This window comes from Saccharopolyspora montiporae, from assembly GCF_015209505.1.
Taxonomy (GTDB): Bacteria; Actinomycetota; Actinomycetes; order Mycobacteriales; family Pseudonocardiaceae; genus Saccharopolyspora; species Saccharopolyspora montiporae.
This window is the reverse complement of sequence record NZ_JADEYC010000004.1, coordinates 46,772-66,926: the sequence shown is the minus strand read 5'-3', so window position 1 is coordinate 66,926 and position 20,155 is coordinate 46,772. Positions and strand designations below refer to the sequence as shown.

Annotated in this window: 15 protein-coding genes; 10 read left to right on the top strand and 5 right to left on the bottom strand. The window is 71.7% G+C overall.

Translation table 11 applies throughout. From position 1 onward, the window contains the following. Positions 1-97: 97 nt before the first annotated feature. Positions 98-865, top strand: a complete 768-nt coding sequence (locus IQ251_RS02190) for a cupin domain-containing protein (RefSeq protein WP_370591153.1) — start codon at positions 98-100, stop codon at positions 863-865. 12 nt (positions 866-877) lie between these two features. Here IQ251_RS02190 and IQ251_RS02185 read toward each other — a convergent pair whose 3' ends face one another. After that, a complete protein-coding gene (locus IQ251_RS02185) occupies positions 878-1,219 on the bottom strand; it encodes a hypothetical protein (RefSeq protein WP_193926703.1) in 342 nt (113 codons plus the stop codon). A gap of 417 nt (positions 1,220-1,636) precedes the next feature. Between IQ251_RS02185 and IQ251_RS02180 the strand changes: the two genes are divergently transcribed. Next, positions 1,637-2,011, top strand: coding sequence for a hypothetical protein (locus IQ251_RS02180; protein WP_193926702.1), 375 nt, complete (start codon positions 1,637-1,639; stop codon positions 2,009-2,011). Between the two features lie 10 nt (positions 2,012-2,021). On the opposite strand, the gene IQ251_RS02175 is transcribed toward IQ251_RS02180, so the two are convergent. Further along, a complete protein-coding gene (locus IQ251_RS02175) occupies positions 2,022-2,768 on the bottom strand; it encodes an IclR family transcriptional regulator (protein WP_370591159.1) in 747 nt (248 codons plus the stop codon). Between the two features lie 260 nt (positions 2,769-3,028). On the opposite strand from IQ251_RS02175, the gene IQ251_RS02170 reads away from it, so the two are divergent. From IQ251_RS02170 to IQ251_RS02140, 7 genes are all read left to right on the top strand, one after another. Beyond that, positions 3,029-4,231, top strand: coding sequence for an NAD(P)/FAD-dependent oxidoreductase (locus IQ251_RS02170; RefSeq protein WP_193926700.1), 1,203 nt, complete (start codon positions 3,029-3,031; stop codon positions 4,229-4,231). 77 nt (positions 4,232-4,308) lie between these two features. Then, the gene (locus tag IQ251_RS02165; protein ID WP_193926699.1) at positions 4,309-4,965 is read left to right on the top strand and encodes a GntR family transcriptional regulator; all 657 of its coding nucleotides are present in this window, start codon (positions 4,309-4,311) and stop codon (positions 4,963-4,965) included. Positions 4,966-5,212: 247 nt separating this feature from the next. Next, positions 5,213-7,687, top strand: coding sequence for a GcvT family protein (locus IQ251_RS02160; protein WP_193926698.1), 2,475 nt, complete (start codon positions 5,213-5,215; stop codon positions 7,685-7,687). Between the two features lie 95 nt (positions 7,688-7,782). After that, positions 7,783-8,973 (top strand): glycine cleavage T C-terminal barrel domain-containing protein, encoded by a 1,191-nt coding sequence (locus IQ251_RS02155; protein ID WP_193926697.1) that lies wholly within the window; start codon positions 7,783-7,785, stop codon positions 8,971-8,973. Between the two features lie 161 nt (positions 8,974-9,134). Continuing rightward, on the top strand, positions 9,135-9,977 hold the full coding sequence (locus tag IQ251_RS02150; RefSeq protein ID WP_193926696.1) for a methylenetetrahydrofolate reductase: 843 nt from the start codon (positions 9,135-9,137) through the stop codon (positions 9,975-9,977). Then, positions 9,974-11,671, top strand: coding sequence for a formate--tetrahydrofolate ligase (locus IQ251_RS02145; RefSeq protein ID WP_193926695.1), 1,698 nt, complete (start codon positions 9,974-9,976; stop codon positions 11,669-11,671). Before IQ251_RS02150 ends, IQ251_RS02145 begins: the two co-directional genes overlap by 4 nt. Positions 11,672-12,249: 578 nt before the next feature. After that, complete coding sequence (locus IQ251_RS02140) at positions 12,250-13,452, top strand: CDP-glycerol glycerophosphotransferase family protein (RefSeq protein ID WP_193926694.1); 1,203 nt, start codon at positions 12,250-12,252, stop codon at positions 13,450-13,452. On the opposite strand, the gene IQ251_RS02135 is transcribed toward IQ251_RS02140, so the two are convergent. Then, the gene (locus IQ251_RS02135; protein WP_193926693.1) at positions 13,447-15,540 is read right to left on the bottom strand and encodes a tetratricopeptide repeat protein; all 2,094 of its coding nucleotides are present in this window, start codon (positions 15,538-15,540) and stop codon (positions 13,447-13,449) included. The two genes, IQ251_RS02140 and IQ251_RS02135, sit on opposite strands and share 6 nt — an antisense overlap. 338 nt (positions 15,541-15,878) lie before the next feature. Here IQ251_RS02135 and IQ251_RS02130 point away from each other — a divergent pair, with 338 nt between their 5' ends. After that, positions 15,879-17,114 carry a benzoate/H(+) symporter BenE family transporter gene (locus IQ251_RS02130; protein ID WP_228045986.1) on the top strand — a complete coding sequence of 412 codons (1,236 nt, stop codon included), beginning with the start codon at positions 15,879-15,881 and terminating at the stop codon, positions 17,112-17,114. Positions 17,115-17,117: 3 nt separating this feature from the next. Here IQ251_RS02130 and IQ251_RS02125 read toward each other — a convergent pair whose 3' ends face one another. Then, entirely contained in the window at positions 17,118-17,531 is a 414-nt protein-coding gene (locus tag IQ251_RS02125) for a universal stress protein (RefSeq protein ID WP_193926691.1), read from the bottom strand. Between the two features lie 83 nt (positions 17,532-17,614). Further along, a complete protein-coding gene (locus IQ251_RS02120; RefSeq protein ID WP_193926690.1) occupies positions 17,615-20,140 on the bottom strand; it encodes a DEAD/DEAH box helicase in 2,526 nt (841 codons plus the stop codon). Positions 20,141-20,155: the final 15 nt, after the last annotated feature.

Sequence of the window (20,155 nt, the reverse complement as noted above, 5' to 3'; positions counted from 1 at the left end):
GGCGGCCCACGATCCTAGGCGCCGGACAGCTGCGGTGATCGTGTGGCACCGCCGACATCCGCACCCGCCACCGCGGCGCTCCGGGGAGACTGGCGGCGTGACGCCCCTGCTGCACCTGCTCCCGCTCAGCGAGCTGCGCGCGCATCGCACCGCCCCGGTCGCCGAGCCGGGCCCGGAAGGGTTCGTGCACTGCTCTCCGGACGTGGCCACCACGGTGGCCGTGGCCAACACGCTGTACCGCGACACCGACGAGCAGCTGGTGGCGGTGGAACTGGATCCGGACCTGCTGCCGTCCCCGGTCCGCTGGGAAGCGCCCAGCCCCGCGCCCCCGCTCGGCGTCGGACCCGCGACGGCGTTCCCGCACGTCTACGGCCCGGTGCCGCGCACGGCGATCACCGGAGTGCGCTACGCGCGTCGCGCGGTCGACGGCACGTTCCTCGACCTGGAGCGGCGCGGTCCCACCGCCGAGGAGTTCGACCTGCTCCCGCATCCGGAAGGGGGCTGGTACCGGCGCACCTGGACCAGCGGCACACCGGTGGACACGGCCGGCGGCGCGCGCCCGTCGGCGACCGCGATCCACTTCCTGCTGCCACCCGGCGAGGTCTCGGCCTGGCACGTGGTGGCTTCCGACGAGGTGTGGTTCTGGCACCGCGGCAGCGCGCTGACCCTGTCCTTCGGCGGTGCGGGCCGGCGGCCCGGCAGCGATCCGGAGCAGGCGGTACTCGGCGCGGGTCCCGGGCAGCGCCCGCAGCTGGTCGTTCCCGGCGGCACCTGGCAGCGGGCGGAGTCCGCCGCCGAGGGCGAGGCCCTGGTCAGCTGCGTGGTGTCCCCGGGATTCGACTTCGCCGACTTCGCTGCGCTGTAGCGGTCCCGCCGGTCAGCGGTCCGGTCGGCGCATGGCGCCCGGTCCGCCCGCGGGCGCCTCCGGCGGGCGCACGGTGCCGTTCCGGATGATCTCCACCAGCGCGTGCCCGGCGGCCGCGGACGACTCCAGCAGTGCGGGCAGCCGGTGAGCCGAGCCGCGCGCGAGTTCGGCGCGCTTGCTGCGGTACTCGACGACGAGCCGTCCGCTCACCCGCTCCTGCCCGCGCGCGGCGACCGGCGGTGGTGCCGGACCGAGCAGGCGTCGTTCCACCCAGGACATTCCGATCAGCGATCCGATGATCGCCGAGATCCCGATCGTGGCGGTAATGACGAATCCCGCCAGTGAATTGATCACCGGCATCACCCCCGGCGCGGTGGATTGGCGCGGTTCCCCGACCGAATCGATCGATCCGGAGCCGGACCAGCCGACTCCGTTGCGGCTCCTGCAGTTCACGGTAGGTGCACCGGCGCGGCACCACCTCCTGCGCGGGCGGCCGTCCCACCCGAAGAGGTGAGAGATGATCGCATTTCCGCGCGGAATCCGGAACGCGATCACGTACCGCCGATCGAGCCGAATCGTTCCGGAAAGAACGGAGATCGATTGAGGGCATTCCGCACCTGACGGGCGGTATTATCGAAACGGTGCGCGAATCCGCAAACCGGCCCGGGTCGGTCGGTGCGGCCCGGACAACCACACGCGCGCGGTGGACGTGTGCTGCGCAGGGACCCGAACTCGCCCGGTGGGCGACGACGCGACTGAGAGGTGACCGCGGTGCGGGGCTACGGAGTGCACCTGCTGTTCCACCTGCTCGCGATGGCCGCGGGCGGAGTCGGCGGCGTCGCGCTGGGCCTGTGGTGGGGCGGCAGCTCCAGCGCGGCCTGGCTGGCGGTGGCGGCGTTCGCGGCCGGTGCCGTGGTGCTGATCCTGCAGGTGCTGTACGTGATCGCCCAGTCCCCGCCACCCGCCCGGCGACGTGCCGCAGACCGCGGTCGCGGCGGGACCCGACCGGAAGCCGCTGCTCCCGGCACGGCCCGGCCGAGGTCCGGGCAGACGCGGGTGCAGCCCGCGGCACACCGCAGATCCGTCGACGAGGACACCCGGCACTCCGCGGCCGAGGCGCTGCAGGACGAATGGCGCGGCCGCTGACCCGGCTGCGTCAGCTCTCCAGATAACCCAGCTGGGAGGAGAGCTCCTTGGCCGCCACCCGCATGGTCCCGACGACCTCGCGCATCCGCTTGCGCGAGAAGCGGTACGACGGTCCGGAGGCGCTCAGCGCGGCGATCACCTCGCCGTCGTGGTTGTGCACGGCCACGGCCGCGGCGTTGAGCCCCAGTTCGAGCTCCTCGTAGCTGGTCGCGTAGCCGTCGCGGACGATCAGGTCGAAGTCCTTGCGCAGCTCGTCCGGCTGCACCACGGTCCGGGTCGTGTAGCGCTCCAGCGCGCCGGAGAGCAGTTCTTCCTGGTCTCCCTCGGGCGCGTGCGCGAACAGCACCTTCCCGCTGGAGGTAGCGTGCAGCGGGGTCCGCTGCCCGACCCAGTTGTGCGCGGTGACCGCGGCGGTCCCCCGCGCCTGGCTGATGTTGAGCGCGACGTCGTTGTCCCGGATGGCGATGTTGACGGTCTCGCCGAGATCGGCGGCCAGCGAGTCGCAGAACGGCCTGCCCAGCCGCGGCAGATCCATCCGCTCGGTCGCGGCTCCGGCCAGCCGCACCACGCCGAATCCGATCGCGTACTTGCCCCGCTCCCCCAGTTGCTCGACGAGGCCGCGCGCTTCCAGGACACCGACCAGGCGGGACGCGGTCGACTTGTGCACGCCGAGCTCCCCGGCGATCTCGGTGATCCCCGCTTCGCCACTGCGCGCGAGCAGTTCCAGCACGGTGACCGCCCGGTCGACGGACTGCACCAGGGCGGGCGTGCCCCGTCCACGACCATCCGTTGCGCTATCCACGGCCCAACCGTATCCATCCGGGCTCGGATGTGAACCCGCCGCTGCTGCATTGACCCGATCGCAACCGGCGCGGCCCGCCATCGGGGTGCACCTGGGCCGGGGAGGGCAGATGCTCTTGACGTCGCCGGTTCCCGCGGGCCAGATTTGTTGCACATGATACCCGCTGTTCCTCATGGTGCAACGGAGGTCGCATTGTTCGCGTCCAAGGACGACACGTGAACACCGTCGCCGTCGTCGGCTCCTCGGTTGCGGGCTGGCGAGCGGCGCAGGAGCTGCGCGAGCAGGGGTTCGCCGGAAGGCTGGTCATCATCGGCCAGGAGCGGCACCGCCCCTACGACCGACCTCCGCTGTCCAAGGAATTCCTCGCCGGACGCGTGGCACCCGAGGACCTGTTCCTGGCCAGCGAGCAGGAGGAGGCCGACCTGCAGGCGGACTGGCTCCTCGGCGAGACCGCGGTGCGGCTGGACCCCCGCCGCGGCGCGGTGGGCCTGACCGGAGGCCGGGAGGTGCGCGCGGACGGCGTCGTGCTGGCCACCGGAGCGCGGGACGTCGCGCTGCCCGGGGCGGCCGGCGCGCCCGGCGCGCACTCGCTGCGCACCCTGGACGACGCGGCCGCCCTGCGCGCCGAAGTCGGGGCGGATGCGCGGGTCGTGGTGGTCGGCGGCGGTGTGCTCGGCACCGAGATCGCCGCCACCTGCCGGCTCCTCGGCGCGCGCGTGACGCTGGTCGACACTCAGCACGTCCCGCTGTCCCGCACGCTCGGGGTCGAGCTCGCCGGGTTGTGCCTGGCCATGCACGAGGACTTCGGCGTCCGCGTGCGCTGCGGAACGCCCGCCACCCGGGTGCTGTCCGGGGACCGGGTGACCGGCGTGGAGCTGGCCGACGGCCGGGTGCTTCCCGCCGATGCGGTCGTGGTCGCGGCGGGGTCGACCCCGGCCACCGATTGGTTGCGCGGCTCGGGGCTGAAGCTGCGCGACGGCGTGCTGACCGATTCCGGCTGCCGCACCGGGCTGCCGAACGTCGTGGCGGTGGGCGACATCGCCCGCTACCGCCCGGTGCACGGCGCGCAGCCGCCCCGCGGGCACACCGTGCGCAGCGACCACTGGAGCACGGCGATGAACCAGCCCCCGGTCGCGGTGCGCAACCTGCTGACCGGCCACCGCGCGCACGACTACCCGGGCATGCCGCACTTCTGGTCCCGGCAGTTCGGCTGCACGCTGCAGTTCGCCGGGTACGCGGGCCCGAAGGACCGGGTGCGGATCGTGGACGGTTCCACCCGGGCCCGCAGGTTCGTGGCGTACTACGAGCGGTCCGGGCGCCAGGTGGCGGTGTTCGCGATGAACAGCCCCAAGCAGTTCGCCGCGCACCGCAGGCGCCTGGTCTCCGCGCTCAGCACCGAGCCGGCCGCAACCGGCTGACCGCGAAACCCGCCGCGCGGCAAGGGCATCGGCGTCCGCCAGTGCTGGTATACCAGTCCGTGCGGTACGGTGCGCTCGTGTCACCAGCAGTGAATTCACGGCCGGGCGAGAACCGGTCCCAGGCGGACATCGCCTACCTGACGCTGCGCGATCTCGTGGTGACGCTGCAGCTCCCGCCCGGCCAGCCGGTGCAGGAGGAACCGCTGACCACCGAGCTCGGCATCGGCCGAACCCCGTTCCGCGAGGCCGTGAAGCGGCTGGAGGCCGAGGCGCTGGTGGCGATCTACCCGCGGCGGGGCACCTTCGTCACCGAGGTCAACATCACCGACCACGCGCTGATCGCCGACGTCCGACGCAGGCTGGAAGGCCATGCCGCCCGGCGCGCCGCCGAGCGCGCCACCGCGGAGGAGCGCACGGACCTGGATGCGCTGCGCGCCGAGGCCGAGGGCCTGTCCGACGACCCGCCGACGGTGATGGACCTCGACACCCGGGTGCACCGCGCGATCTACCGCGGCACGCACAACCGGTACCTGGAGACCACGCTCAACCACTACTACAACCTGGCGCTGCGCATCTGGTACCTGTTCGCCGACCAGCTGCCCGACCTCAGCGAGCACGTCGCCGAGCACGCCGCGCTGATCGGAGCCGTCGTCGACGGCGAAGCCGACCGGGCCGACGAGGTGGCGGTGCGCCACGTGGACCACTTCGAGCAGGCGATCCGCCGGGTGATCTGACCCGCCCGCGGATCCCGCCGGCGCACCCGGCGCTCCCCGGCCGCCCGCGGATCCCGCCGGCGCCCGGCGATATCCGGCCGACGCTCCTCCCGGGCCGAATCCCGGTACCCGGCAACGGATCCGAGTCCCCGAACCCGCGATCAGCCGCGGCGAAATTGACCCTGCCGTGTCCTTGACGCACCGGATGCCCGGAGCGCACTGTTGCGTATATCGAATCTAGTTGTCGTAGACGCAACAGGCGGCGGCTATGGAAACAAGCACCCAGGTCCTCGTCATCGGTGCCGGCATCGTCGGCTGCAGCACCGCCTACCACCTCGCGCGCCTCGGGACGACCGACGTGGTCGTCGTCGAGCAGGGCCCGCTGTTCGCCACCGGCGGCTCCACCGCGCACGCCCCCGGACTCGTCTTCCAGACCAACGGGTCCCAGCTGCTCACCGAGCTCGCCCAGGACACGGTGCGCACCTTCGGCGAGCTCGAACTCGACGGGCAGCCCTGCTTCCACCAGGTCGGCGGGATCGAGGTCGCCGCGACCCAGCAGCGCTGGGACGACCTGCACCGCAAGCTCGGCCTGACCGCCGCCTGGGGCGTGGACGGCGAACTGCTCGACCCCGGCCAGGTGCGCGACCGGATCCCGCAGATCGATCCGGACCGCATCTTCGGCGGACTGCACGTGCCCACCGACGGCATCGCCAAACCGGTCCGCGCCGGGGAAGCCATGGCCCGCGACGCGCGTCGTCGGGGCGTGCGTTTCCTGGAACGCACGGCCGTGACGGGATTCGACGTGCAGGACGGGCGGATTCGCGCGGTGCACACCGACCGCGGGGACATCGCGGTGCAGACCGTACTGTGCTGCGCCGGGATCTGGGGACCGCGCATCGGCCGACTGGCCGGGGTGTCCGTACCGGTCCAGCCGCTGGCCCACCAGTACGCGGTCACCGGCCACGTTCCCGGGCTGACCGGGACCGACGAGGTCTCCCAGCCGATCCTGCGCCACCAGGACAGCTCGATGTACTTCCGGCAGGCCCACGACCGGTACGGCATCGGGTCCTACCAGCACCGCGCGATCCCGGTGCGCAGCGCCGACCTCGCGCCCACCGCCGCACCCGGCGACGGGGCCGAAGCTCCGTCCTCCGGCGGCGGCTGGGCGGGCATGGCCTCGGTGCACGAGTTCACCCCGGCGGACTTCGACGTGCCGTGGAAGGACGCCCGCGAACTGCTCCCGGTGCTGGCCGACGCCGAGATCGCCGAGGGCATGAACGGCCTGTTCCTGTTCACCGCGGACGGGATGCCGGTGCTCGGCCCCTCCGCGGAGGTCGACAACTTCTGGCTCGGCGAGTCGGTGTGGATCACCCACTCGGCCGGGGTGGGCCGCGCACTGGCGGAGTGGCTGGTCCGCGGCCACCCGGGTACCGATCTGCGCGCCGCGGACGTGCGCCGGTTCGACCCGTTCGCGCACAGCCCCGCCTACGTGACCGAGCGCGGCTCGCAGAGCTTCCGCGAGGTCTACGACGTGCTGCACCCGCAGCAACCGCCCGAGCACCCGCGCCCGCTGCGCACCAGCCCGTTCTACCCGCGCGAGCAGGAACTCGGCGCATTCTTCCTGGAGGCGTCCGGGTGGGAACGCCCGCACTGGTACACCGCCAACAGCGGGATGCTCGGCGACCACGAGCACGCCGCACCCGGGCCGTGGGCGGCGCGCTACTGGTCACCGATCGCCGTCGCCGAGCACCACGCCACCCGAGAGCGCGCCGCCATGTACGACATGACCTCGCTGCCCCGCGCGGAGGTGTCCGGACCCGGCGCGCTGGACCTTCTGCAGCGGCTGACCACCGGAAACCTCGACCGCAAGCCCGGTTATGTGACGTACACGCTCATGCTCGACGACACCGCGGGCGTGCGCGCGGACATCACCGTCGCCCGGCTGGAGCGCGACCTGTTCCAGGTCGGCTGCAACGGACCGCGGGACATCGCCTGGCTGCGCGAGCACGCCGAACCCGGCACCGCGGTCCGGGACATCACCGGCGGGACGTGCTGCGTGGGCCTGTGGGGGCCGCGCGCCCGGGACGTGCTCGGCGAGCTCACCGATGACGACATCTCGCACGACGGGTTCCGGTTCTTCCGCACGAAGCGGTTGCACGTGGGCGAGGTCCCGGTAACCGCGCTGCGACTGTCCTATGTGGGCGAATTGGGCTGGGAACTCTACGCCTCGGCGGAATTCGGCTTGCGGCTGTGGGACCTGCTGGCCGCGGCGGGCGCCGAGCACGGGATCGTGCCCGCCGGGCGGGCCGCGTTCAACAACCTGCGGCTGGAGAAGGGCTACCGGGCCTGGGGCACCGACATGTGGAGCCGGCACGATCCGGACGAAGCCGGCCTGGCCTTCGCCGTCAAGACCGACAAGGGCGACTTCCTGGGGCGCGATGCGCTGCTGCGGCGCCGCGAGCGGCCACCGCAGCGCAAGCTGTGCTGTCTGACCGTCGACGACGGCGCAGTGCTGATGGGGTCCGAACCGGTGTTCACCGCGGAGCGGGCCGATGCGGTCGGCTTCACCACGAGCACCGGCTACGGGCACAGCGTCGGAGCGAGCCTCGCGTACGCGTGGCTGCCCGCGGAACTGTCCGGACCGGGCACCGCCCTGCAGGTGTCCTACTTCGACCGGCGACATCCGGCGACCGTGGTCGCAGACCCCGTCTTCGACCCGGACATGCACCGGATGCGCTGCTGATCCAGCACCACCGACCACTCCGACCGCCCCCGCGGCGAGGCACCCGGCCTCGCCCGCCGACCCAGCACACCCTTCGCACCCGACGAGGAGTCCAGATGAGCATCAACCCGAACCCCGGAATCCTGCTCTACTCCCGGCTGCGCAAGTCGCCGTTCTTCTACGCGTCGCGCAGGCACGGAGTCGGCCTCTACAGCGTATACAACCACACCTACCACCCCCGGCACTACGGCGACCCGATCGGCGAGTACTGGGCCCTGCTGGAGGGCGTGACGCTGTGGGACGTCGGCGTGGAGCGGCAGGTGGAGATCACCGGTCCCGACGCGTTCGAGTTCACCAACATGCTCGTGCCCCGCGATCTCACCAAGTGCAAGGTCGGGCAGTGCAAGTACGTGTTCATCACGAACGAGGACGGCGGGATCATCAACGATCCGGTCCTGCTGCGGCTGGGCGAGAACCACTTCTGGCTCTCGCTGGCCGACAGCGACGTGCTGCTGTGGGCGAAGGGCCTGGCGCACGGCCTCGGCATGGATGTGCAGATCCGCGAGCCCGATGTGGGTCCGGTCCAGGTGCAGGGCCCGAAATCCCGCGACGTGATGGTCGACCTGTTCGGCGAGTCCATCCTGGACGTCCCGTACTACTACGCGGTCGACCGCGAGCTGGACGGCATGCAGGTGGTCGTCTCGCGCACCGGTTACACCGCCGAGCTGGGCTACGAGATCTACCTGCACAACGCCAGCAGGGACGGCGTCGCGCTGTGGGACCGGATCTGGCAGGCCGGCGAACCGCACGGGATGCGGGTGATCGGCCCGTGCCACATCCGGCGCATCGAAGCCGGGATCCTGTCCTGGGGCTGCGACATCACCCACGACACCAATCCTTTCGAAGCCGGGTACGGGTTCGAGAAGACCTGGATGGTCGACCTCGCGCAGGAATCGGACTTCCTGGGCAAGGCGGCGCTGCAGCGGATCAAGTCCGAGGGCATCACCCGCAAGCTGGTCGGGGTGGAGATCGGCGGGCCGAGCGTGGGCTCGTTCAACGACGGCCGGATGATCGACCCGTTCGACGTGCACGACCCGCACGGGCTGCGCATCGGCGAGATCACCTCCGCGTGCTGGTCGCCGCGGCTGGAGCGCAACATCGGTTACGCCATGGTGCCGATCGCCTACCACGAGCTGGGTACCGAACTGGTGGTGCACACCCAGCACGGCCCGCAGGAAGCGGTCGTGGCGGAGAAGCCGTTCCTGGACCCGAGCAAGGACATCCCGAAGCGCCTCGTGCGGGCGTGACGGGACCGATGGACGGCCGCGGCAGCACCGCCGCGGCGCGGGCACCCGCGCCCCACGCACCCGCGGGTGCCCGCCGACCGCAGTGCCCGGACCGGGCGCGATACGCGGAACCGACACCGCCGCCGGACGGCGGCAACAGCGGAAAGAGCGGTGATGGGCGCATGATCACCAACCCCGAGCAGCTCCGGCAGCACCTCCTGCAGGCCAGGTTCGAGGTGCTCCCGCTGCGCGGCGCCGTGGAGCAGGCGGCGCAACTGCCCGCGGGCAGCACGGTCACCGTGACGGCTTCGGCCTCGAAGGGACCGGACCGGACCGTCGAGGTCGCCATCCGGCTGCGCGAGCTCGGTCTGCACGTCGTCCCGCACCTGGCGGCGCGCAGCATCACCGGGCAGGTGCAACTGGCCGAGCTGCTCGACCGCACGGCCGCGGCCGGCATCGACGAGGTGTTCGTGATCGCGGGCGACCGGCCGGAACCGGTGGGCGAATTCGCCGACGCGCCGGGCCTGCTGTCGGCCATCGAGGAGCTCGGCCGCCGACCGGCCCGGATCGGCATCGCCGGCTACCCGGAATCGCACGCGTTCATCCCGGACGTCGAGACCGCGCGCGCACTGGACGTCAAAGCCCGGCACGCCGACTACGTCGTCTCGCAGATCTGCTTCGATCCGGCCGCGACCGGCGCGTGGATCCGTGCGGTGCGCGAGCGGGGCATGACGCTGCCGATCCACATCGGCGCTCCCGGAGTGGTGGACATGCACCGGCTGCTGCGGATCTCACTGAAGATCGGGCTCGGGGACTCGCTGCGCTTCCTGCGCAAGCAGCCCGGCGTGGTGTCCAAGCTGCTGACCCGCTACACGCCGGAAGCGCTGTTCGACGAACTCGCGCACCACCTCGCCGACCCCGTGTCCGGAGTCGCCGGATGGCACCTGTTCACGTTCAACGAGGTCGCGAAAACCCTGCAATGGCGCCAGGAACTGGCGCAACGGCTCCGGGAGGTACCGGCATGAGCATCCCGTCCGACCTGGACATCTCGCGGTCGACACCACTGCGCCCGCTGCCGGAGGTGGCCGAGCAGCTCGGGCTGGACCCGGGCCTGCTGGAGCCCTACGGCACCGATGTGGCCAAGATCCGGCTGGAGGCCGTCGACGAACTGGCCGACCGGCCCGCGGGCCGCTACGTGCTCGTCTCGGCGATCACCCCGACGCCGCTCGGCGAGGGCAAGACGACGACCACGGTCGGGCTCGGCCAGGCGCTGTCCCGGCTGGGCAAGCGGTCGGCGGTGGCGGTGCGCCAACCGTCGATGGGGCCGACCTTCGGGATCAAGGGCGGGGCCGCCGGCGGCGGGTACAGCCAGGTGGTGCCGATGGAGGCGCTCAACCTGCACCTCACCGGGGACATGCACGCGGTCACCGCTGCGCACAACCTGCTCTCGGCGATGGTGGACAACCACCTGCACAAGGGCAACGCGCTGGACATCGACCCGCACCGGATCACGTGGCGCCGGGTGTTGGACACCAATGACCGCGAGCTGCGCAACATCGTCAGCGGGCTCGGCGGTCACGCGGACGGCAGCCCGCGGCAAGCCGGCTTCGACATCACCGCGGCCAGCGAGGTGATGGCGGTGCTGGCGCTGTCGAACTCGCTGCGCGACCTGCGCGAACGGCTCGGGCGCATCGTAATCGGCTACGGCCGGTCCGGCGCGCCGGTCACCGCCGAGCAGCTGCGCGCGGCCGGGGCGATGGCGGTGATCATGCGCGAGGCGATCAAGCCGAACCTGATGCAGACCACGGAGAACACGCCGGTACTGGTGCACGCGGGCCCGTTCGGCAACATCGCGCACGGCAACTCCTCGGTGGTGGCCGACCGGATCGCGGTGCGCGGCAGCGAATACCTGGTCACCGAGGCCGGTTTCGGCGCGGACATGGGCGCCGAGCGGTTCTTCAACATCAAGTGCCGCAATTCCGGGCTGCGACCGGACGCGGCGGTCCTGGTGGCCACGGTTCGCGCGCTGAAGGCGCACTCCGGGCGGCACCGGGTGGTGGCGGGCAAACCGCTGCCGCCGGAACTGCTGGCCGAGAGCCCGGCGGACGTGCTGGCCGGCGCGGCGAACCTGCGCAAGCAGATCGACAACATCCGGTTGCACGGGGTCTCGCCGGTCGTGGCGATCAACGCCTTCCCCACCGATCACCCCAGCGAGCACGCGGCGATCCGGCAGGTCGCCGAGGAAGAAGGCGTGCGGGTGGCGGTCAGCGAGCACTTCGGCGAGGGCGGCAAGGGGGCGCTGGAGCTCGCCGAGGCCGTCGTGGAGGCCGCCGAGGAGCCGAACACGTTCCAGCAGCTGTACCCGGACTCCGCGGACCTGCGCACCAAGATCGAGACGATCGCGACGAAGGTCTACGGGGCGTCCGGGGTGTCCTACCAGCCGGCCGCGGCCCGGGCGCTGGACGACTACGAGGCCAACGGGTTCGGCGAGCTCCCGGTGTGCATCGCCAAGACCCACCTGTCGCTGAGCTCGGATCCGGCGCTGCTGGGCGCGCCGAGCGAGTGGGTGCTGCCGGTGCGCGAGGTGCGTGCCTCGGTCGGTGCCGGGTTCGTGTACCCGATCTGCGGCGACATGCGCACCATGCCGGGCCTGGGCTCGCACCCGGCCGCGGAGAGCATCGATCTCGACGAGAACGGCGAGATCGTCGGGCTGAGCTGACGGCGGCGGTCCGCGGGCGGTTATCGTGCCGGGATGGCCAGTTCTTCCGAGCCCGATGCACCGCCCGCGGACCGCGCGCTGCGCGCGAAGAACCCGGACAACCGCACGTTCTCCGCGGACCGGCACGTGCTGGTGCTGGCCGACAACGTCGTCGCGATGACGCGGCTGCTGGACGTGGTCGACGTGTTCGAGGGGGATCCGCGGGTCGAGCTGCACTACCGGTGGAACGGCGCGGATCCGCTGCCGAACGGGTTGCACGAGCTGTTCGCGGAGCGCGGGATCCACCCGGTCGCCGCGCACGAGCCGAATCTCGGTTTCGCGCTGCTCATCACGGCCGGCCACAGCGGTTTGTCCGATGTAGACATTCCGGTGCTGTCTCTTCCGCACGGGATCCGCTACACTAAGATCGCACCGGAAACCGGAAACCGGAAACCGGAAACCGGACACCGGAAACCGGAAACCGGAAACCGGAAACCGGACACCGGAAACCGGAAACCGGAAACCGGAAACCGGAAACCTTCGGGCTTTCGCCGGATCAGCTGCTGCACGACGGGAAAACGATCCCCTCGGCCATCGCGGTGGCCCACCACGAGCAGCGGGAGCGGCTGCGCGCCGCGGTCCCCGAGGCGGCCGAGCGCGCGTTCGTCAGCGGTGACCCCTGCTACGACCGGCTGCGCGCGAGCCTGCCGATGCGCCACCGGTACCGGCGCGCACTGGGCGCCGACGACGAGCGCACCGTGGTCGCCCTCTGCACGACATGGCGGCCGGACTCGTTGCTGGGCTCCCAATTCGGGCTGTACGAACAACTCCTCGCCGAACTGGACGTGGACCGGTACCGGGTGCTGGCGATCATCCATCCCAACGTGTCGGCGCACCACGATCCGGAGACCGTGCACCGGATGCTGGCGCCGCACGTCCGGTCCGGCCTGCTGCTGGTCGCGCCGGAGCGGGGCTGGCGAGCCGCCGTAGCCGCCGCCGATGTGCTCATCGGGGACCACAGTTCGGTGACCGCCTACGCGGCGGGCGCCGGGGTCCCCGTGCTGTTCGGGCACTTCCCGGACCACGCGGTGGCCCCGGATTCCGCGGTGGCCGCGCTCGGCGCCCGAGCGCCCCGGTTGCGCCGCGACCAACCGCTGCCGCCCCAGCTGCGCAAGGCGATGACCTCCGCCGCAGGTCAGCACGAGGCGCACCGGCTGATCACCTCGTGCCCGGACGGAGCGGCCGAACGCGTGCGGGCGCGCTGCTACGCGATGCTGGGCCTGGACGAACCGCGCGGCGAACCGCCGGTGCCGGCCGATCCGCCGACCGGGCTGCCCACCGGGCGCCTGAGGTGGCGGCCGAGCGCGCTGTACGCGACCGGGGAGCTGCGCCCCGGCCCCGACCTGCGCGTGCACCGGCTCCGGGCGGAAATGCTGTCCCCGCACCAGGTTCCTTCGGGCGCCCATCTGCTGACGACCGTCACGCACCCCGGCAGGCGGTTATCGGCCGCGGCCGACGTCCTGGTGCTCGACGACGCCGACGACTGGGGACCGCACGCCGAGCACTGGCTGCGCGACGCGCTGCGCACCCGGCGCGGGCTCCAGCTGGCCGCAGCCGTCGACGACACCTCCTGCACGGTCCGCACCCGGGACGGCGAGCAGGTCCGGCTGACCGACCCGACCGGCGACAGCGATCCCGCGCTGTTCGCCTCGGCCGCGCACCGCTGGCTCGCAGCGGGGTTCGGCCTCGCCGAGCTCCCCGACCGAATCACCGTCAACGGCGCGCACGTCGCCGTGTCATGACTGCTCGTCGAGAAGGGCGCGGGCGCGTTCGGCGCCGAGGGCCGACAGCAATCGGCCCGCTTCGCGCCGGTGTTCGGCTGCGGCCGCGGTGTCCCCGGAGCGGGCGCTGATCTCGCCGAGCAGCTCCAAGGCGACCGCGGTGTCCTGCACCATCCGCACCTCGCGGCAGATGTCCAGCGCGTACCGGGCCCAGCGGTCGGCGTCGTCGAGTTCGTGCCCGAGCAGCCGGGCGCGGGCGATGGACAGCGCGGTCTTCGCGGGGTTGGCCTGCTCGCCGAGCTCGGCGAAGCACTCGTGCGCGGCGTGCAACCGGTCCAGCGCCCGCTCCGGCTCACCGTTGTCCACCAGCACCCGGCCGGAGTGCATGCCGTGCAGGGCGAGCGGCCGCGGGCGGCGCTCGGGGGCGAACTCCTGCTGGACCACCTCGCGGGACGCGTCGTAGTACTGCAGCGCGGCCTGCGGATCGCCGAGCCGCTCGTGGATCTGCCCGAGCCACTCCAGCGCGCTCTGCCGCCCCAGCACGTCCCCGCACTGTTCGGCCAGCTGCAGCGAGAGCTCGAACTGCGCGCGAGCGGCCACGTAGTCCTGCGCCAGGAAGTAGGCCGAGCCCAGGTGGGCGCGCATCCGGACCTCGACGTCCGGGGCGGCCAACTGCTGCGCGGAAGGCGTTGCCAGCGGCAGGATTTCCAGCAGGTCCTCGTAGCAGTCCCGATCCACCAGGAACGTGAACAGCGCCTCGCACAGCTGCCAGGTCTGCTCGTGCAGGCCGTGCTCGTGCGCCGCGCGCACCACGCCGGGCAGCGCGCCGCGTTCGGCCTCCAGCTCGTGCACGGCGGTGCGGTGCGCGTCCGGTCCGCGGTGCGCGGGTTCGACGTGCGCGTAGTCCGGGTTCAGCCGCCTGCGCGCGGACAGCACCGCGTCCCGGCGCATCGTGAAATCCAGGTAGTGCCGCACCATGCGGGCCGTCGCGCGGTGCCGGTCCTCGACGTCCTCGTCCGCGGTGAGCTTGCCCTGCGCGTGCGCGCGGGACAGCGAGTGGAACCGGTAGCGCTCCGGGGCCACCCGGGTGACCAGGTGCAGGTCGGCGAGCACGTCCACCCGGTCCTCGGCGTCCACCACGTCCTCGCCGAGCAGCGCCGCCGCGGCGGCCAGCGAGAACTCGCCGCGCGGGTGCGCCGCCAGCAACCGGTAGGTGCGCCGGTCCTGCTCACCGAGCTCGGCGTAGGCGCTGTCGAACTGGCCCTTCAGACGCGGTTCTCCGTCTTCGTCCAGCGTCAGCGGGTTCTGCGCGATCCTGTTCGCCCGCGTGGGCAACGAGCTGCGCCCGCGCAACCGGCGCCCCGCGAGCTGCAGCGCGTACGGATGCCTGCCGCACGCCTCGACCAGCGCGCGCAGCTCCGGACCCGCACCATCTGCCTCCTCGCCGAGCCGCTCCGTCAGCAGGTCCAGCGCCGCGACCGGTTCGAACGGTTCCACCGGGATGGAGGCAACCCGGCTGGACAAGAAGGACAGCTCGCGGCGTGCGGTGACCAGCACGACGCTGCGCGACGAGGACGGCAACAGCGCCAGCACCTGCGCCGCGGTCGCGGCATCGTCGAGCACGAGCAGCACCTGCTGGTCGGCGGTGAGATGCCGGAACGCGGCGCCGCGCTCCTTTTCGGTCGAGGGTTGCGCGGACCCGTCCACACCCAACTTGTACAGGAAGCCGCTCAGGATCTCGGAGGGCGTGCGCGGCCCGTCGGGGTCGTTGCCGCCGAGATCGTCGTAGAACACCCCGTCCGGGAACCGGTCCTGCTCCTGATGCGCGAAACGCAGCATGGTCAGCGTCTTGCCGATACCGCCCATGCCGTGCAACAGCGCTACCTGCGAACGCCCTTCCTGCCGCGCCCGCGCGCACAACCGGTCCAGTTCGGCGAGCTCCGCGGTGCGGTTGGCGAAACTCAGTTCCAGCGGATCGCTCGGCAGCGTCTTCGGTTTCACCGGCACGAAGGCTCCCCCTCCCAGCATCAGGTTCACCTCGTCCGCGCTGCCGACCTGGACCGCGGTCCCGTGCACGTCGCCGTCGACGCTGTTCTGCCCGCCACTCATGCCGCCCTCCGTCGCCGAAGCGAGATCATCCGGCGGGCACCCTACCGGCCCGCACCGACGGCCCGTACCGGATTCGGCACGCTGCGCGTTCACCCGGAGTCGGCGCGGTCGATGTGACGGTGCTGACATCGGACTGCCGGAATCCGCACGCGTCCGGGTAGAAACGACCGCCGGAATTCGCCACCAGCGCGGAATCAACCGGAATCCGCCGCACGACCAGCGCGAACCGAACCGACCGCACATGTGCCCACCGCCGACCGGAATTCCCCGTTCCGGCGGCGGTTTCGCGCATGCGCGGGAATTGAGACGGGAGGGCTATGAAAAGCGCTGCACCGAATATGAATCGGGGTCTGCTGGAGAATCCGCCGCGTCCCCTCCCGGATCTGCGCGCATTCCGCCGGGATTTCGGCCCCCGTTACGCGCTGAACGGGTTCATCGGGCTGACCTTCGCGGCCACCGGCCCGATCGCGGTGGTGCTGTCCGTCGGCAGCCAGGGCGGGCTCTCCGCCGCGGAGCTGGCGTCCTGGGTGTTCGCGATCCTGTTCCTCAACGGGCTGCTCACCGTGCTGGCGAGTTGGACCTACCGGCAACCGCTCTCGTTCTTCTGGACCATCCCGGGCACGGTGCTGGTCGGTCCGGCGCTGGCCCACCTGAGCTGGCCGGAGGTGGTGGGCGCCTTCCTGATCACCGGGCTGCTGATCCTGGTGCTCGGCCCGACCGGCTGGGCCGGGCGGCTGCTGGCGGTCGTGCCGATGCCGATCGTGATGGCCATGGTCGCCGGGGCGTTCCTCGACTTCGGCCTGGACCTGGCGCGGTCGGTGGTCACCGATGCGTTCGTCGCGGTGCCGATGGTGCTCGCGTTCCTGCTGCTGACCTGGCGCTCGGCGCTCGGCAGCCGGATTCCGCCGATCATCGGCGCGCTGCTGGCCGGTGCGGCGGCGGTGGCGCTGGCCGGCCGGCTCTCCCTCGCACCGGGCGACGGCTGGCTGGCCGCCCCGGTTCCGCAGGCGCCGGTGTTCTCCTGGCAAGCGGTGGCCGAGCTGGTCGTACCGTTGGCGATCACCGTGCTGGTGGTGCAGAACGCGCAGGGCGTCGCGGTACTGCGCGAGGCGGGGCACGAGCCGCCGACCAACGCTGCCACGACCGCGTGCGGCGCGTGGTCGGTGTTGAGCTCGCTTCTCGGCGGGATCTCGACCTGCCTGTCCGGACCGACGAACGCGCTGCTGACCGCCTCCGGCGAACGCAGCAGGCAGTACACCGCGGGCATCGCCTGCGGGCTACTGGCCATGGTCGCGGGGCTGTTCGCCCCGGCGCTGACCCGGTTCATGCTGGGCATGCCGGGGGCGTTCATCGCGGCGCTGGGCGGGCTGGCGATGCTGCGCGTGCTGCAGAACTCGTTCGTCACCGCGTTCAGCGGGCGGTGCGCGCTCGGCGCCCTGGTCACCTTCGTGGTCACCGTCTCCGGGGTGCAGGTGCTCAACCTCGGTTCGGCGTTCTGGGGGCTGGTGGTCGGCGTGGGCGTGTCCTGGTTGCTGGAGCGCGCCGACTTCCCGGCCTCCCGCAGCGCGGCGTAGCGGTCAGCGCACCACGGTGACCGGGCAGCGGGCGTGGTGCACGAGCTTGAGCGCGACCGAGCCGACGAACACCCCGGTCAGCGTGCCGTGCCCCTTGTTGCCGAGGACCAGCAGATCGGCCTGCTCGGACAGCCGCACGAACTCGTCCTCGACGTTGCCGCGCAGCAGGTGGGTGCGCAGGTCGAGCTTCGGGTACTCGGTTCGGATGGGACTGATCGCCTCGTCCAGCGACTCCTGCGCGCGGCGCTTCAGCTCGTCGTCCGGGTAGGGCAACCGGTAGCCGAGCTGGACGGGCTGGGACCAGACGGTGACCGCGTGCAGCAGACCACCGAGGACGGACACGTAGTCCGCGGCCCAGCGCAGCGCGTCCTTGGACTCGTTCGATCCGTCGATGCCGACCACCACGGTCTTGGCCATGTCCGGGTCTCCCTCCGCGGGGCGCTGGGGCGAACTGGCCGGATCGTATGCGAGGGCCGCGCGCACCGCCAGAGCGCGGCCGGTCAGCCGGCCGGCGCGTCGTCGACCGCGGTCACCCGGACCGCGGCCATGCCGGCTTCGTCCGAGGCCGGCAGATCCACTTCCGCGGAAATGCCCCAGTCGTGGTCGCCGTCCGGGTCCTCGAAGATCTGCCGCACCAGCCAGCGGTCGGACTCCTCGGTGATCATGAGCATGGCCGGGCCGCGCGCGTCGGCGCCGGTGCCGATCCGGTCGTGCTGCTCGAAGTAGTCCTCCAGCGCGTCCTGCCACGCCTGCGCACCCCACCCGGACTCGGCATCGAGCTCGCCGAGCTCGGCGAAGCGCCTGCGCGAGGCCAGTTCCACGCGGCGGAACATCGCGTTGCGCACCTGCACCCGGAACGCCCGCGTGTTGGCGGTGATCCGCGACGGCTCGGCCTGCTCGGGCACCGCGACCGGGGTCTCCTCCCCCGGGTTGCGCAGCTTCTCCCACTCGTCGAGCAGGCTGGAGTCGACCTGGCGCACGAGTTCGCCGAGCCACTCGCTGATGTCGGTGAGCCGCTCGGTCTTGGCGTCGTCCGGCACGGTGTGCCGCAGCGCCTTGTAGACATCGGCGAGGTAGCGCAGCACGAGCCCCTCGGAGCGGGCCAGCCCGTAGTGGTTGACGAACTCCACGAAGTTCATCGCCCGCTCGTGCATGTCCCGGGCCACCGACTTGGGCGCGAGCTCGTGGTCGCCGACCCACGGATGACCCTTGCGGTAGGTCTCGTAAGCCGCTTCGAGCATCTCCTGCAGCGGCTTGGGGTGCGTGATGTCTTCGAGCAGTTCCATGCGCTCGTCGTACTCGATGCCGTCGGCCTTCATCTGCGCGACGGCCTCGCCGCGGGCCTTGAACTGCTGCGCGGACAGCACCTGCCTCGGGTTGTCCAATGTGGACTCGACGACGGAGAGCACGTCCTCCGGGTAGGTTTCGGAGTCGGCGTCGAGCAGTTCGATCGCGGCCAGCGCGAACGGGGACAGCGGCTGGTTGAGCGCGAAGTCGAACTGCAGGTCCACGGTCACCCGGACCCGCCTGCCCTGCTCATCCGGCTCGTCCAACCGCTCCACCACCCCGGCGGCCAGCAGCGCCCGGAAGATGGCGATCGCGCGCAGCATCAGCTTGCGCTGAGCCGGGCGGTCCTCGTGGTTGTCGGTGAGCAGGTGCTTCATCGCCGCGTAGGCGTCACCGGGCCGGTTGATGACGTTGAGCAGCATCGCGTGGTTGACCCGGAAGCTCGACCGCAACGGTTCCGGTTCGGCGGCCACGACCTTGTCGAAGGTCTTCTCGCTCCAGGAGACGAAGCCCTCCGGCGGTTTCTTGCGCACCACCTTGCGCTTCTTCTTCGGATCGTCACCGGCCTTGGCCAGCGCCCGCTCGTTCTCGATCTCGTGCTCGGGGGCCTGCACCACCACGTAGCCGGAGGTGTCGTAGCCCGCGCGGCCCGCGCGGCCGGCGATCTGGTGGAACTCGCGCGCCTTGAGGTGCCGGGTGCGCACCCCGTCGAACTTGGTCAGCCCGGTCAGCAGCACGGTGCGGATCGGCACGTTGATGCCCACGCCGAGCGTGTCGGTACCGCAGATGACCTTGAGCAGCCCGGCCTGCGCCAACTGCTCCACCAGCCGCCGGTACTTGGGCAGCATGCCGGCGTGGTGCACGCCGATCCCGTGCCGGACCAGGCGGGACAACGTCTTGCCGAAGCCCGCGGTGAACCGGAAATCCCCGATCACCTCGGCGATGCGGTCGCGCTGCTCGCGGGAGGCGACCTTGACGCTCATCAGCGCCTGCGCCTGCTCCAGTGCGGCGGCCTGGTTGAAGTGCACCACGTACACCGGCGCCTGCTGCCCGGCCAGCAGTTCCTCGATCGTCTCGTGCAGCGGGGTGCGCGCGTAGCGGAAGCTCAGCGGGATCGGCCGCTCCGCCGAGCTCACCACGGCCGTCTCCCGCCCGGTGCGCCGGGTGAGGTCGTCCCGGAAGAACCGGACGTCGCCGAGCGTGGCCGACATGAGCACGAACTGGGTGCTGGTCAGCTCCAGCAGCGGCACCTGCCAGGCCCACCCGCGCTCCGGCTCGGCGTAGAAGTGGAACTCGTCCATCACCACCTGGTCCACATCGGCGCGATCACCGTCGCGCAGCGCGATGTTGGCCAGGATCTCGGCGGTGCAGCAGATGATCGGCGCGTCCGCGTTCACGCTGCTGTCCCCGGTCATCATGCCGACGTTCTCCGCGCCGAACACGTCGACCAGCGCGAAGAACTTCTCGGACACCAGCGCCTTGATCGGCGCCGTGTAGAAGGTGCGCTTGCCCGCCGCCAGCGCGGCGAAGTGCGCCCCCTGCGCGACCAGGCTCTTTCCCGAGCCCGTCGGCGTGCTCAGGATCAGGTGCCCGCCGGTCACCACCTCCATCAACGCCTCCTCCTGCGCCGGGTAGAGCCCGATGCCCTGGTCGGCGGTCCAGGTGGTGAAGGCGTCCAGCAGCTCGTCCGGATCGGGGGCGTCCGGACCGGACGGCGGGAAGAGGTCGGTGAGGCGCATCGCCTGCCCATCGTC

Coding starts and splice junctions, on each gene's coding strand:
- IQ251_RS02130 (WP_228045986.1), top strand. CDS start 15,879: ATGAATCGGGGTCTGCTGGAGAATCCGCCGCGTCCCCTCCCGGATCTG.
- IQ251_RS02120 (WP_193926690.1), bottom strand. CDS start 20,140: ATGCGCCTCACCGACCTCTTCCCGCCGTCCGGTCCGGACGCCCCCGAT.
- IQ251_RS02155 (WP_193926697.1), top strand. CDS start 7,783: ATGAGCATCAACCCGAACCCCGGAATCCTGCTCTACTCCCGGCTGCGC.
- IQ251_RS02160 (WP_193926698.1), top strand. CDS start 5,213: ATGGAAACAAGCACCCAGGTCCTCGTCATCGGTGCCGGCATCGTCGGC.
- IQ251_RS02145 (WP_193926695.1), top strand. CDS start 9,974: ATGAGCATCCCGTCCGACCTGGACATCTCGCGGTCGACACCACTGCGC.
- IQ251_RS02135 (WP_193926693.1), bottom strand. CDS start 15,540: ATGAGTGGCGGGCAGAACAGCGTCGACGGCGACGTGCACGGGACCGCG.
- IQ251_RS02150 (WP_193926696.1), top strand. CDS start 9,135: ATGATCACCAACCCCGAGCAGCTCCGGCAGCACCTCCTGCAGGCCAGG.
- IQ251_RS02125 (WP_193926691.1), bottom strand. CDS start 17,531: ATGGCCAAGACCGTGGTGGTCGGCATCGACGGATCGAACGAGTCCAAG.